The organism is Methylobacterium sp. J-059 (assembly GCF_022829485.1).
GTDB lineage: Bacteria > Pseudomonadota > Alphaproteobacteria > Rhizobiales > Beijerinckiaceae > Methylobacterium.
This window is the reverse complement of the sequence record NZ_JAKSYA010000112.1, coordinates 37,478-50,840: the sequence shown is the minus strand read 5'-3', so window position 1 is coordinate 50,840 and position 13,363 is coordinate 37,478. Positions and strand designations below refer to the sequence as shown.

At 71.1% G+C, this 13,363-nt stretch carries 11 protein-coding genes; 10 read left to right on the top strand and 1 reads right to left on the bottom strand.

Features of this window, described 5'->3' with window-relative positions:
- Positions 1–69: 69 nt before the first annotated feature.
- The 3 genes from MKK55_RS14730 (at position 70) to murD (ending at position 4,292) form a co-directional block, all read left to right on the top strand.
- On the top strand, positions 70–1,536 hold the full coding sequence (locus MKK55_RS14730; protein ID WP_243935750.1) for a UDP-N-acetylmuramoylalanyl-D-glutamyl-2,6-diaminopimelate--D-alanyl-D-alanine ligase: 1,467 nt from the start codon (positions 70–72) through the stop codon (positions 1,534–1,536).
- An 89-nt stretch (positions 1,537–1,625) separates the two neighbouring features.
- The gene (gene mraY, locus MKK55_RS14725; protein ID WP_147729392.1) at positions 1,626–2,711 is read left to right on the top strand and encodes a phospho-N-acetylmuramoyl-pentapeptide-transferase; all 1,086 of its coding nucleotides are present in this window, start codon (positions 1,626–1,628) and stop codon (positions 2,709–2,711) included.
- Positions 2,712–2,915: 204 nt separating this feature from the next.
- Positions 2,916–4,292 carry a UDP-N-acetylmuramoyl-L-alanine--D-glutamate ligase gene (gene murD / locus MKK55_RS14720; protein WP_243935748.1) on the top strand — a complete coding sequence of 459 codons (1,377 nt, stop codon included), beginning with the start codon at positions 2,916–2,918 and terminating at the stop codon, positions 4,290–4,292.
- A 48-nt stretch (positions 4,293–4,340) separates the two neighbouring features.
- Here murD and MKK55_RS14715 read toward each other — a convergent pair whose 3' ends face one another.
- Complete coding sequence (locus MKK55_RS14715; protein ID WP_243935745.1) at positions 4,341–5,816, bottom strand: PAS domain S-box protein; 1,476 nt, start codon at positions 5,814–5,816, stop codon at positions 4,341–4,343.
- Between the two features lie 254 nt (positions 5,817–6,070).
- On the opposite strand from MKK55_RS14715, the gene MKK55_RS14710 reads away from it, so the two are divergent.
- The 7 genes from MKK55_RS14710 to MKK55_RS14680 all read left to right on the top strand — a co-directional run bounded on the left by MKK55_RS14710 (position 6,071) and on the right by MKK55_RS14680 (position 13,309).
- The gene (locus MKK55_RS14710; protein ID WP_147727664.1) at positions 6,071–7,237 is read left to right on the top strand and encodes an FtsW/RodA/SpoVE family cell cycle protein; all 1,167 of its coding nucleotides are present in this window, start codon (positions 6,071–6,073) and stop codon (positions 7,235–7,237) included.
- Entirely contained in the window at positions 7,234–8,343 is a 1,110-nt protein-coding gene (gene murG, locus MKK55_RS14705) for an undecaprenyldiphospho-muramoylpentapeptide beta-N-acetylglucosaminyltransferase (RefSeq protein WP_147843726.1), read from the top strand. Before MKK55_RS14710 ends, murG begins: the two co-directional genes overlap by 4 nt.
- 52 nt (positions 8,344–8,395) lie before the next feature.
- Complete coding sequence (murC, locus tag MKK55_RS14700) at positions 8,396–9,802, top strand: UDP-N-acetylmuramate--L-alanine ligase (RefSeq protein ID WP_147727666.1); 1,407 nt, start codon at positions 8,396–8,398, stop codon at positions 9,800–9,802.
- A gap of 6 nt (positions 9,803–9,808) precedes the next feature.
- The gene (locus MKK55_RS14695) at positions 9,809–10,348 is read left to right on the top strand and encodes an endonuclease domain-containing protein (RefSeq protein WP_243935743.1); all 540 of its coding nucleotides are present in this window, start codon (positions 9,809–9,811) and stop codon (positions 10,346–10,348) included.
- Positions 10,345–11,358: a UDP-N-acetylmuramate dehydrogenase gene (gene murB, locus MKK55_RS14690; protein WP_243935741.1), complete on the top strand. Its 1,014-nt coding sequence runs from the start codon at positions 10,345–10,347 to the stop codon at positions 11,356–11,358. Before MKK55_RS14695 ends, murB begins: the two co-directional genes overlap by 4 nt.
- Before the next feature lie 104 nt (positions 11,359–11,462).
- Complete coding sequence (locus MKK55_RS14685; protein WP_147843728.1) at positions 11,463–12,386, top strand: D-alanine--D-alanine ligase; 924 nt, start codon at positions 11,463–11,465, stop codon at positions 12,384–12,386.
- Positions 12,353–13,309 carry a cell division protein FtsQ/DivIB gene (locus tag MKK55_RS14680; RefSeq protein ID WP_147858990.1) on the top strand — a complete coding sequence of 319 codons (957 nt, stop codon included), beginning with the start codon at positions 12,353–12,355 and terminating at the stop codon, positions 13,307–13,309. Before MKK55_RS14685 ends, MKK55_RS14680 begins: the two co-directional genes overlap by 34 nt.
- The last annotated feature ends 54 nt before the right edge of the window (positions 13,310–13,363 follow it).

Here is a 13,363-nt window from a genome sequence, read left to right as displayed (position 1 = left end):
GAGGCCCACCCTCCCCCGCGAAGGGGGGAGGGAAGATGCGTTGCACCGTCGCGCTCGACCGGAGGCCGCATGAGCCCGAACGCCAAACCGCTCTGGACGGCGGCCGAACTCGCGGCCGCCACCGGGGGAACGCTCCAGGGCGAGCGCGGCGCCGTCACCGGCGCTTCGATCGACACCCGCACGCTGCAGCCGGGCGACCTGTTCTTCGCGATCCGGGGCGAGGCTCGCGACGGGCACGACTTCGTCCGCGCGGCGCTCGACAAGGGCGCGGGCGCGGCGGTGGTCGCCGCCGACCGCGCCGCGTCGTTCGACGGACCCGTCCTGGCCGTGCCGGGGGAGGGCCCCGATCCGGTCCTCGACGCGATGACGTGCCTCGGCCGCGCGGCCCGCGCCCGCACCGCGGCCCAGGTCGTGGCCGTGACCGGCTCGGTCGGCAAGACCGGCACCAAGGAGGCCCTGCGCCACGTGCTGTCGGCGCAAGGGGAGACCCACGCCTCCGTCGCCTCCTACAACAACCACTGGGGCGTGCCGCTCACGCTGGCGCGGATGCCGGCCGAGAGCCGCTTCGGCGTGTTCGAGATCGGCATGAACCACCCGCGGGAGATCGTGCCGCTCGTCGCGCAGGTCCGCCCGGAGGTGGCCCTCGTCACCACCGTCGAGCCGGTCCACATCGAGCACTTCGCCTCGCTGTCGGCGATCGCCGACGCCAAGGGCGAGATCTTCTCGGGCCTCGCGCCCGGCGGCGTCGCGGTGCTCAACCGCGACAACCCGAGCTTCGCCCGCCTCCACGCCCATGCCCTCGCCTCGTCGGCCGGGCGCATCGTCACCTTCGGCGAGCACGAGGAGGCCGACGTGCGGGCGCGCCGGATCGTGCTGCGCCCCGACCTCTCGGTGGTCGACGCGGTGGTGATGGGCCAGCCGGTGACCTACCAGCTCGGCACCCCCGGCCGGCACACCGCGATGAACTCGCTCGGCGTGATGGCGGTGATCCACAGCCTCGGCGCCGACCTCGCGCGCGCCGCCCTGTCGCTCGCGGCCCTGCGGCCGCCGGTCGGGCGCGGCGAGCGCACCGCGCTCCAGCTTCGCGACGGCGAGGCCTTCCTCGTCGACGAAAGCTACAACGCCAACCCGGCCTCCGTGCGCGCCGCGCTGTCGACGCTCGCGGCGATCGAGACCGGTCCGCGCGGGCGCCGCATCGCCGTGCTCGGCGACATGCTGGAGCTCGGGGCGGCCGCGGACGCGCACCACCGCGACCTCGCCGGCGCCGTCGCCGACCACGGCGTCGACCTCGTCTTCACCGCCGGCGCCCTGATGGGCCACCTGTTCGAGGCGCTGCCGGTCGCGCGCCGGGGCATCGCGGCCGCCGCCTCGGCCGACCTCGTCGAGCCGCTGGCCGCGATCCTGCGGCCGGGCGACGCCGTGATGGTCAAGGGCTCGAACAGTATTCGCATGGGTCGGATTGTCGAGGCGCTCAAAGCCCGCTACGCGAACCCCCCGGCGCGCCACGACGCGTCGGCCCTGTCCGCCGGGCCGTGACCGGCACCTGATCGTCCGCCGAGGCCCCGGGACCGTTCGCGTCCCGCCGGCGCCCTTTCTTCGTGTGAGCCAAGCCGCCGAGCCCCCGGATGCTGTATCTCCTGTCGGACCTGAGCGGCACGCTCTCGGCCCTCAACGTCTTCCGCTACATCACCTTCCGGACGGGAGGCGCGCTGTTCACGGCGGGCCTGTTCGTGTTCTGGTTCGGGCCGCTGATCATCTCGCTGCTGCGTCTGCGCCAGGGCAAGGGCCAGCCGATCCGCGAGGACGGGCCGCAGACCCACCTGCTGACCAAGCGCGGCACGCCGACCATGGGCGGCCTGATGATCCTGGCCGGCGCCATCGTCGCGATCCTGCTCTGGGCCAACCCGCGCAACCACTACGTCTGGATCACCCTCACGGTGACGCTGGGCTTCGGCGCGATCGGCTTCTACGACGACTACCTCAAGGTGACGAAGCAGTCGCACAAGGGCTTCTCGGGCAAGCTCCGCCTCGGGCTCGAGGCCCTGATCGCGATCACGGCCTGCTACGCGATCTCGTACTTCTCGCCGTCCACGCTGCAGAACCAGCTCGCCTTCCCGGTGTTCAAGGACGCGCTGCTGAATCTCGGCTGGTTCTACGTGCTGTTCGGCGGCTTCGTCATCGTCGGCGCGGGCAACGCGGTGAACATGACCGACGGCCTCGACGGGCTCGCCATCGTCCCCGTGATGATCGCCTGCGGCACCTTCGGCGTCATCGCCTACCTCGTCGGCAACTCCTTCACCGCGAGCTACCTCCAGGTGAACTACGTGCGCGACACCGGCGAGCTCGCGGTGGTGGCCGGCGCGGTGATCGGGGCGGGGCTCGGCTTCCTGTGGTTCAACGCGCCGCCGGCGCAGATCTTCATGGGCGACACCGGCTCGCTCGCTCTGGGCGGCCTCCTCGGCGTCGTCGCGGTGGCCACCAAGCACGAGATCGTCCTGGCGATCGTCGGCGGCCTGTTCGTCCTCGAGATCATGTCGGTGATCATCCAGGTCGCGTCGTTCAAGCTCACGGGCAAGCGCGTCTTCCGCATGGCGCCGATCCATCACCACTTCGAGCAGAAGGGCTGGAAGGAGCCGCAGGTCGTGATCCGGTTCTGGATCATCGCCGTCATCCTGGCGCTCGCCGGCCTGGCGACGCTCAAGCTGCGGTGAGCTGTGGTAGACTTTGCGCAACCGACGCTTGTCCCACCCCCGCCCTCATCCTGAGATGCGCCCGCGAAGCGGGCGCCTCGAAGAAGCCCTCCAGCGACCGCCATGTGTTCTGGAGGTCGCCTTCGAGGCTCGCCGACGCGGGCACCCCAGGATGAGGGGAGAGGGGCGGGACAACCCCGATTGCCGACCTGTTCCGAGTTTCCGATGACCCCAGCCACAACCTACGCCGGCCGCGCTGTCGCCCTGTTCGGGCTCGGCGCCTCCGGCCTCGCCACCGCGCTCGCCCTGAAGGAAGGCGGCGCCCGCGTGATCGCCTGGGACGACAACGCCGAGGGCGTCGCCAGGGCCGCCGCCCAGGGGATCGAGACCGCGGACCTGCGCGCGGCCGACTGGTCGGGCTTCGCGGCGCTGATCCTCTCGCCCGGCGTGCCGCTGACCCATCCGGTGCCGCACTGGACGGTCGCGCTCGCCAAGGCGGCCGGCATCGAGATCGTCGGCGACATCGAGCTGTTCTGCCGGGAGCGGCGCGCGGTCGCGCCGGGCGCGCCGTTCGTCGCAATCACCGGCACCAACGGCAAGTCGACCACCACGGCGCTGATCGCGCACATCCTGCGCGCGGCCGGGCGCGACGTGCAGATGGGCGGCAACATCGGCACCGCGATCCTGTCGCTGGCGCCCCCGGCGCCCGACCGCATCCACGTCGTCGAGCTGTCCTCGTTCCAGATCGACCTGACGCCCTCGCTCGATCCGAGCGTCGGCGTGCTCCTCAACATCACCCCCGACCACCTCGACCGCCACGGCACCTTCGCGCAATACGCCGCGATCAAGGAGCGGCTGATCCAGGGCTCGGACCGCGCGGTCGTCGGCGTCGACGACGGGCCGAGCCGCGCCATCGCGGACCGGTTCGCGGAACGGGGCGGCGACCGGCTGAACCGCATCCACGTGCCCCGCGACGCGGCGCTCACCGCCGACGCCGTCACCGTCCGCGACGGGGTGATCGCGGACCGTGATGGTGCGCCGATCGCCGACGTGTCCGCGATCCGGTCGCTGCGCGGCGCGCACAACTGGCAGAACGCGGCCGTGGCGGTCGCGGTCGCCCGCGCGCTCGAGCTCTCGCCCGACGACATCCAGGCCGGGCTCGCGAGCTTTCCCGGCCTGCCGCACCGGATGGAGGAGGTCCGGGTCCACGGCGGCGTGCTGTTCGTCAACGATTCCAAGGCGACCAACGCCGATTCCACCGAGAAGGCGCTCACCGCCTTCCGCGACATCCACTGGATCCTCGGCGGCAAGGCGAAGGACGGCGGCATCTTCCCGCTGGTCCCGTATTTCGAGCGCATCGCGCACGCCTACCTGATCGGCGCCGCCTCCGACGCCTTCGCCGCGACGCTGGAAGGCGCCGTGCCCTACACCCGCTGCGAGACCCTGGACGTCGCCGTCCGGGCGGCGGCAGAGGGCGCGGCGGCCTCGGGCGCGCCCGAGCCGGTGGTGCTGCTCTCGCCGGCCTGCGCCTCCTACGACCAGTTCCGCAGCTTCGAGCAGCGCGGCGACGTGTTTCGCGAGCTGGTGCGCGCGCTGCCCTGAACGGCCGGACGCCGGCGCCGGCGGGCGAGCCCCGCGCCGGACGTCGCCCTACCGGGCGAGCACGCGAGCCGCTTCGCGCGTCGTCGCCACCGCGACGGAGACCTCCGTCACCGAGCCCGAGATCGTGCTGATGTTGGCCGTGATCGCCGCGACGGCCTGGGCCGCGGCCTGCATGCTCTGCGACAGGTCGCGCGTGACGATGCTCTGCTCCTCGACCGCGCTCGCCGTCGCGACGACGTTCTCGCGCATGATGTCGACCGAGCCGCTGATCGAATCGAGGGCGCCGACCACCTCGCTCGACAGGCCCTGCAGGCCGTTGATCTCGGCGCCGATCTGCTCCGTCGCACGGGCGGCTTGGTTGGCGAGGTTCTTGACCTCGCTCGCGACGACCGCGAAGCCGCGTCCGGCTTCTCCGGCACGCGCCGCCTCGATGGTGGCGTTGAGCGCGAGCAGGTTGATCTGTGCGGCGATCGACTGGATCAGCCCGACGATGCCGCTCATCGACCCGGCAGCCTCCGAGAGGCGCTGGGTGAACCCGCCGGCCGCCTGGACCCGCTCGAAGGCGGCGTCGGTCGCGCCGCGCGAATATCCCATGCTCTGGGAGATCTCGGCGACGGAGGCGGCCAGTTCCTCCGCCGCCGCCGCCATCGTCGCCACGTTGCCCGACGTCGTCTCCGCGGCCGCGAATGCCGCGCCCGACCCGTCCGCCGAGCGGGTGATCGCCTGGTCGATCTCGGAGAAGTTGCGCTCGATCAGCCTGCGGAGGTTGGCCAGCAGCATGACCTGATCGGTGATGTCGGTGGCGAGCTTCACGACCTTGTAGGGGCGGTTCGAGGCGTCGAAGATCGGATTGTAGGTCGCCTGGATCCAGACCTCGCGGCCGCCCTTCGCGATGCGCTTGTACTGCGCCGCCTGGTACTCGCCGCGCTTCAGCGCCGCCCAGAACGCCGCGTAGTCCGCGCTCTGCCCGTAGGCCGGCTCGACGAACATGCTGTGCGGGCGGCCGCGGACCTCGGACAGGTCGTAGCCCACCACGGCGAGGAAGTTCGCGTTGGCCTCGAGGATGGTGCCGTCGAGATCGAAGGCGATCACCCCTTGCGCCTTGTCGATCGCCGCGATCTGGCCGGCCCGGTCGGCATCCTCGGCCTTCTGCCGCGTGATGTCGGTGGCGAACTTCACCACCTTGTAGGGCTTGCCGTCACGCCCGATCATCGGGTTGTAGGAGGCCTCGATCCAGATGTCGCGGCCGCCCTTCGCCATCCGCCGGAACTGGCCCGCGCTGAACGCGCCGCTGCGGAGACGCTCCCAGAACGCCTTGTACTCCGCCGAGTCCCGGTACTGCGGATCGACCAGCATCGCATGCGGCTGCCCGACCAGCTCGGGCAGGCTGTAGCCCACAGCTGCGAGAAAATTCGCGTTGGCGTCGAGGATGCGGCCCGAGAGGTCGAACTCGATCACCCCCTGCACCCGGTCGAGGGCGGCAAGCTTGGCGGCGGCTTCGACAGTCTTGCGTGCAGCGAACATGGGCGGATCGTCCCGGCGCGGCATCTTCGCAATGCGATGCCGAAGTGAACACAATCCAAGATTGCGTTTTTGCTGTTAAGATTTCGTATTCGGTCGACCGTGGCGCGACCGATCGGCGAGGAGGCGCCGGGGGTTGACGGGACGGGCGGCGGCTCCGGCGCGGTTTCGCAAGGATGCGTTTACCATTCGCGGACAGGATCGCTCTCGACCGTCGCGTGCCCCTGCGCGACCGCTCGCAAGGCCGTCGCACGCCCATGATCTCCCGCGCGGAACGCACGCCCCTGACCGACTGGTGGTGGACGGTCGACCGCGGCCTGCTCGCGGCGCTCGCCGCCCTGATGGTCGCCGGCCTCGTCTTCCTCATGGGCGGCGGGCCGCCGGTGGCCGAGCGCATCGGCCTGCCGACCTTCTACTTTCTCAACCGCCAGGCGATGTACCTCGCGCCGACGATCCTGCTGATCTGCGCGGTCTCGTTCCTGAGCTTGCGCGGCATCCGCCGGCTGGCGCTCGGCACCTGGCTCGCGGGCGTCGCGCTGTGCCTCCTCGCCGGCAAGTTCGGGCCGGAGATCAAGGGCGCCCACCGCTGGATCCAGTTCGGCTCGTTCGGCCTGCAGCCCTCGGAGTTCGTCAAGCCCGCCTTCGTCGTGGTCGCCGCCTGGGCGTTCTCGGAGGGCGCGCAGCGCCGCGACATGCCGGGCGGCTTCCTTGCGATCCTGCTCCTGCCGATCACCATCGTCCCGCTGCTGCTGCAGCCCGATTTCGGCCAGACGATGCTGATCACGCTGGTGTGGTGCGCGCTGTTCTTCGTCGCCGGCCTGCACCTGATCTGGGTGGCGGTGCTCGGCGTGCTCGGCCTGACCGGGGTGTTCGCCGCCTACACCTTCTTCCACCACGTCCGCGAGCGCTTCAACCGCTTCCTCGACAAGGATTCGGGCGACAGCTTCCAGACCTTCTGGTCGCAGGAATCGTTCCGCTCCGGCGGCTGGTTCGGCACCGGCCCGGGGGAGGGGATCGCCAAGCGCCACCTGCCCGACGCCCATACCGACTTCATCTTCTCGGTGACCGGCGAGGAGTTCGGCGTGCTGGTCTGCCTCTGCCTCGTCGCTTTGTTCGCCTACATCGTGCTGCGCGGGCTCAAGCTCGCGCGCCGCACCGACGACACCTTCTCGAGGCTCGCCATCACCGGTCTGATCACGCTCTTCGGCCTCCAGGCCTGCATCAACATGGCGGTGAACACCCAGCTCATGCCGGCCAAGGGCATGACGCTGCCGTTCGTCTCTTACGGCGGCTCGTCGCTGATCTCGCTCGCGCTCGGCATGGGCTTCCTCGTGGCGCTCACCCGCAAGCGCCCGCGCACCACGATGCTGAGCCAGAAGCCGCCCGGCACCGCGCCGGCCACCGTCGCCGGAGTCATGCGGTGACGGTATTCACGCCGACCATCCTGCTCTGCGCCGGCGGCACCGGCGGCCACCTGTTCCCGGCCGAGAGCCTCGCCCATGCGCTGCGGGCGCGGGGCATCCGCGTGGTGCTCGCCACCGACGCGCGGGTCGACTCGATCAGTGGCGGCTTCCCGGCCTCCGAGATCGTCACCATCACCTCGGCGACCCCGTCCGGCCGCTCGATGCTGCGCCGGGCCGGCGCGGTGCTGACGCTGGGCCGCGGCTTCGCGGAGGCGGCCAAGGCGGTCAAGCGCATCAACCCGGCGGCGATCGTCGGCTTCGGCGGCTACCCGACCGTGCCGCCGATGCTCGCCGGCCAGATCCTGCGCGTGCCGACGATCATCCACGAGCAGAATGCGGTGATGGGGCGGGCCAACGCCTTCCTGGCGCGCGGCGCCCGCACCATCGCCACCGGCTTCAAGGAGGTCCGCGGCGTCCCCGACAAGGCGCGTGCCCCCCGCGTCCACACCGGCAACCCGTTGCGCCCGGCGGTGATCGAGGCCGCGAAGGTCGCCTATCCGCGGCTCGGGCCGGCGGACGCCCTGCACCTCCTCGTCTTCGGCGGAAGCCAGGGCGCGCGGGTGATGGGCGAGGTCGTGCCGAAAGCCCTGGCGCAGCTTCCGGCCGACCTGCGGGCCCGCCTCCACCTCGTGCAGCAGGTCCGCCCCGAGGACCTGACGGCGGTGCAGAACGACTACCTCGCCATGGGGCTCGCCGGCATCGAGGCGGCGCCGTTCTTCAAGGACCTGCCGGGGCGGATGGCGGCGAGCCACCTCGTGGTCGCCCGCTCGGGCGCCTCGACGGTCTCGGAGCTCGCCGCCATCGGCCGGCCGTCGATCCTGGTGCCGCTGCCCGGGGCGCTCGACCAGGACCAGGCCGCCAACGCCGCGACGCTGGCCAAGATCGGCGCGGCCCTGGCCGTCGCGCAGACCGCGTTCACGCCGGACCGGCTCACTGCGGAGCTGGTCGACGCCTTCGCGAATCCCGAGAAATTGACCGCGGCGGCGCAAGCCGCGAAAAGCGCCGGCATCCACGACGCCGCCGAGCGGCTCGCCGCGGTGGTCGTCGACACGGCCGCCCGCACCTGATTCTTCCGGGACGCATGCCTCCGCGCAGTCCCGTCATCGAACGGTTCCTCCCATGAAGCTGCCCGACAAGCTCGGTCCCATCCACTTCATCGGCATCGGCGGCATCGGCATGTCCGGCATCGCCGAGGTGATGCACAACCTCGGCTACACGGTGCAGGGCTCCGACGCCTCGGACAACGCCAACGTGCGGCGGCTGGCCGACAAGGGCATGAGGACCTTCGTCGGCCATGCCGCCGCCAACGTCGAGAATGCCGGCCTCGTGGTCGTCTCGACCGCGATCCAGCGCGACAACCCCGAGTTGATGGCCGCGCGCGAGGCCCGGCTGCCGGTGGTGCGCCGGGCCGAGATGCTGGCCGAGCTGATGCGCTTCAAGTCCTGCGTCGCCATCGCCGGCACCCACGGCAAGACCACGACGACCTCCCTCGTCGCGACGCTGCTCGACGCCGGCAACATGGACCCGACGGTGATCAACGGCGGCATCATCAACGCCTACGGCACCAACGCCCGCATGGGCGAGGGTGAGTGGATGGTGGTGGAGGCCGACGAATCCGACGGCACCTTCCTGAAGCTGCCGGCCGACGTCGCCATCGTCACCAACATCGACCCGGAGCATCTCGACCATTTCGGCTCGTTCGACGCGGTCAAGGACGCCTTCCGGCGCTTCATCGACAACATCCCGTTCTACGGCTTCGCGGTGATGTGCATCGACCATCCCGTCGTCCAGGACCTCGTCGGCCACATCGAGGACCGCCGCATCATCACCTACGGCGAGAACCCGCAGGCTGACGTGCGCCTCATCGACGTGGACCTGCGCGGCGGTCAGAGCCGCTTCCGCGTGATGATCCGCGACCGGCGTCCGGGCTTCCGCATGGAGATGGAGGACCTCGTCCTGCCGATGCCGGGCAAGCACAACGCGCTCAATGCCACCGCGGCGCTGGCCGTCGCGCACGAGCTCGGCGTGCCGGCGGACGCGATCCGCAAGGCGCTGGCCGGGTTCGGCGGCGTCAAGCGCCGCTTCACCCGCACCGGCGAATGGAACGGCGCCCAGATCTTCGACGATTACGGGCACCATCCGGTGGAGATCAAGGCGGTGCTCAAGGCCGCCCGCGCCTCCACCGACGCGAAGGTGATCGCGATCGTGCAGCCGCACCGCTACTCGCGCCTCGCCTCGCTGTTCGACGATTTCTGCACCTGCTTCAACGATGCCGACACGGTCATCGTCGCCCCCGTCTACGCGGCGGGCGAGGCGCCGATCGAGGGTATCGACCGCGACGGCCTCGTCGCCGGCCTGCGCTCCCGCGGCCACCGCGACGCGCAGGCGCTCGAGCGCCCGGAAGACCTCGCCGGGATCGTGGCCGCGCACGCGACCGAGGGCGACTACGTCGTCTGCCTCGGCGCCGGCAACATCACGCAATGGGCCTACGCGCTGCCGGCGGAGCTGGCGGCGTTCAAGGGGTGAGCTCGAATGAGCCCGGCCGACAGCGAGCGCACGGCATTTCGGCGGCGCCTTCGGCAGGGGCAGACCGAGGCCGAACGGACGCTGTGGTATCGCTTGCGCGATCGGCGGCTGGCCGGGTTCAAGTTCGTTCGGCAGGAGAGCATCGGCCGCTACGTGGCCGATTTCTGCTGCCGTAAGGCGAAGCTGATCATCGAGATCGATGGCAGCCAGCACGCCGACAATGCCTACGACCGCGCTCGCGATGCATGGCTGGCCGATCTGGGCTACCGCGTCCTGCGGTTTTGGAACGCGGAGATCATGAGCAGCCCGTCAGTCGTTCTCGATACGATCTTCAGCGCGCTCCCCCCCTCTCCCCGCACGCGGGGAGAGGGCCGCGACGACCTCGTCGTCGGCGTGGCTAGCCCGAAGGGCGATGGTGAGGGGACGTCGCCGGACGCACCCGTCCTGACCCCGCCCCCTCACCCTCGGCTGCCGCCTCGCTTCGTCGACGACGGGGTCGACGAAGCCCTCTCCCCGCGTGCGGGGAGAGGGGGAGCGAACCGATGACCGCCTTCCCCGACATCACGCCGGCGATCCGCGCCGCCGCCCCGGCCCTGCGGGGGCGGCTGCTGGTGAACGCGGCGTTGTCCGACCTGACCTGGTTCCGCGTCGGCGGCCCGGCGCAGGTGCTGTTCACGCCGGCCGACGAGGAGGATCTCGCCCACCTCCTGGCCGGTCTCGATCCCGAGATCCCGGTGACGGTGATCGGGCTCGGCTCGAACCTGATCGTGCGCGACGGCGGCATTCCCGGCGTGACGATCCGGCTCGGCGGCAAGGCGTTCGGAGCGGTGGAGGTCGACGGCGACCGCCTGCAGGCCGGCACCGCCGTGCCCGACATGCGCCTGGCGAAGGCGGCGGCCGAAGCGTCGCTCGACGGGCTCGCCTTCTTCCGCGGCATCCCGGGCTCGGTCGGCGGCGCCCTGCGCATGAACGCCGGCGCCCATGGCGGCGAGACCACCGACGTGCTCCTCGAGGCGCGCGGGGTCGACCGGCGCGGCGCGCTCCGCCGCTTCGGCCATGCCGAGATGGGCTTCACCTACCGCCATGCGGCGGCGCCCGACGACGTGATCTTCACGAGCGCCCTGTTCCGCGGCCGCCCCGGCGAGCGCGCGGCGATCGAGGCGGAGATGGCGCGGGTGACCGCGGCGCGGGAAGCCGCGCAGCCGATCCGCGAGCGCACCGGCGGATCGACCTTCAAGAACCCGCCGGGCGGCAAGGCGTGGCAGCTCGTCGACGCCGCCGGCTGCCGCGGCCTGACGCGGGGCGGCGCGCAGGTCTCCGAGATGCACTGCAACTTCCTGATCAATCGCGACGGCGCCACGGCCGCCGACATCGAGGGCTTGGGCGAGGAGGTGCGCCGGCGGGTGCGCGAGACCAGCGGGGTCGAGCTGCACTGGGAGATCAAGCGGATCGGAATCTCCGTCGACAGATCGACGCCTACGCTGACCGGCGATCCGTTCGGCATCTTTTCCGAGTGGGCAGGTCCCGAAGACGGGAAGGCCTATCGTGACCTCTGACCCCTAGTCCGCGTTCGCAAACAGCGTGAGCTGGGCAGAGGCTATCTGAACACGGGCGCCGGCCGCCCGTTCGTCCCCCTTCGACACGCGCCCCGGAGCCCTCCATGTCCAAGCACGTCGCCGTCCTGATGGGCGGCACCTCCTCCGAGCGCGAGGTCTCGCTGAATTCGGGCACCGCCTGCGCCGATGCGCTGGAGGGAGAGGGCTATCGCGTCACCCGCGTCGACGTCGGGGCCGACATCGCATCGGTGCTGACCGAGCTTCGGCCCGATGCGGCCTTCAACGCGCTGCACGGGCCGGCGGGCGAGGACGGCACGATCCAGGGCCTGCTCGAGATCCTGCGCATTCCCTACACGCATTCGGGCGTGCTCGCTTCCGCGCTCGCCATGCACAAGGAGCGGGCCAAGGTGGTGATGCGGGCGGCCGGCGTCAGCGTCCCGGAAGGGCTGGTCGTTAACCGGCATGATGCCGCGAAGTCACACCCGATCGCCCCGCCCTACGTCGTCAAGCCGGTCTCCGAAGGCTCCTCGATGGGCGTGATCATCGTCCGCGACGGGCGCTCGCATCCGCCCCAGATCCTGGCCTCGGACGAATGGGCGTTCGGGGAGGAAGTCCTTGTGGAGACTTACGTTGCGGGCCGCGAGCTCACCTGCGCGGTGATGGGCGACCGGGCCCTCGGCGTGATCGAGATCAAGGCCGCCTCGGGGGGGTGGTACGACTACGACGCGAAGTACGCGCCGGGAGGCTCGATCCACGTCCTGCCGGCCGAACTTAAACCAAATGTTTACCAGCGTGTCCAAGAGTTGTCGTTAACGGCGCATCAAGCACTGGGCTGCCGGGGCGTCAGCCGTGCCGACCTTCGCTACGACGACACACCGGGTGGAACCGGTGCCCTCGTCGTCCTGGAGGTCAACACGCAACCCGGCATGACCCAGACCAGCCTTGTGCCGGACATGGCCGCCCATGCTGGGTATCGTTTCGGTGAGTTCGTGCGATGGATGGTGGAGGACGCGTCTCTGGGCCGCTGAGCCCCGCTGGGTTTCCCGGCGCGACCGGTCCAGCCGCGCGCCTCGTCGGCGGCGTTCTCGCCCGGCTTCCGCGCTTCCTGCGCCGGTCCGACTCGATGCGCCGCGGCCGGCCCGGGCCGTCGATGGCCGAGCGCCTGCCGCGCGGCATCGGCGCCCTCGGCCTCAGCACGGCCTTCGGGGCGCTGGCGCTCGCCGGCTTCGTCGCCAGCGGCCGCTACGACGCCTTCGTCATCGAGAACGGCCGCCCCCTCGACATCCTCGCCCGCGTCGCCGGCTTCGGCGTCGAGCGCGTCACCATCTCGGGCATCTCGCGGATGTACGAGCGCGAGGTGCTCGCCGCCGCCGGCATCGACTGGCGCTCGTCCGTGCCCTTCCTCGACGTCGCCGAGGTGCGCGCCCGCCTGCTCCGGGTGCCGCTGATCGCCTCCGTCTCGGTGCGCAAGATCTATCCCCGCGAGATCGTCATCAACCAGGTCGAGCGCGAGCCCGCCGCCCTGTGGCAGATGAACGGCGAGATCAGCGTCATCGCCGCCGACGGCACGATCATCGATACGATGCGCGACGACCGCTACGCGAGCCTGCCGCTGGTCGTCGGCGACGACGCCAACACCAAGCTCGGCGAGTACCTCGCCCTGGTCGCCGCGGCCGGCCCGCTCGCCGACCGCATCCGCGCCGGCACCTACGTCTCCGGCCGGCGCTGGACCCTGAAGCTCGACGGCGTCGACATCCGCCTGCCGGAAATCGAGCCCGGAGCCGCGCTGGCCCGGCTGGTCGAGCTCGAGCGCGCCAACCGCCTGCTGGAGAAGGACATCATCGCGGTCGATCTGCGGATGCCCGACCGGGTCGTGGTCCGCCTCACCGAGGAGGCCGCGGCCGCCCGGGCCGAGGCGCAGAAGAAGACGAAGAAGGGGACCGCGACGTGAGCGCAGTCCGGTCCACCCGCCGCCCCGCCCGTTCCCCGTCCTTCGTCGGTAAGC

Excerpts from the sequence above, each read along its gene's own strand:
- murB (WP_243935741.1), top strand. The coding sequence starts at position 10,345 with ATGACCGCCTTCCCCGACATCACGCCGGCGATCCGCGCCGCCGCCCCG.
- mraY (WP_147729392.1), top strand. The coding sequence starts at position 1,626 with ATGCTGTATCTCCTGTCGGACCTGAGCGGCACGCTCTCGGCCCTCAAC.
- murD (WP_243935748.1), top strand. The coding sequence starts at position 2,916 with ATGACCCCAGCCACAACCTACGCCGGCCGCGCTGTCGCCCTGTTCGGG.
- MKK55_RS14715 (WP_243935745.1), bottom strand. The coding sequence starts at position 5,816 with ATGTTCGCTGCACGCAAGACTGTCGAAGCCGCCGCCAAGCTTGCCGCC.
- MKK55_RS14710 (WP_147727664.1), top strand. The coding sequence starts at position 6,071 with ATGATCTCCCGCGCGGAACGCACGCCCCTGACCGACTGGTGGTGGACG.
- MKK55_RS14680 (WP_147858990.1), top strand. The coding sequence starts at position 12,353 with ATGGATGGTGGAGGACGCGTCTCTGGGCCGCTGAGCCCCGCTGGGTTT.
- murC (WP_147727666.1), top strand. The coding sequence starts at position 8,396 with ATGAAGCTGCCCGACAAGCTCGGTCCCATCCACTTCATCGGCATCGGC.
- MKK55_RS14730 (WP_243935750.1), top strand. The coding sequence starts at position 70 with ATGAGCCCGAACGCCAAACCGCTCTGGACGGCGGCCGAACTCGCGGCC.
- MKK55_RS14695 (WP_243935743.1), top strand. The coding sequence starts at position 9,809 with ATGAGCCCGGCCGACAGCGAGCGCACGGCATTTCGGCGGCGCCTTCGG.
- MKK55_RS14685 (WP_147843728.1), top strand. The coding sequence starts at position 11,463 with ATGTCCAAGCACGTCGCCGTCCTGATGGGCGGCACCTCCTCCGAGCGC.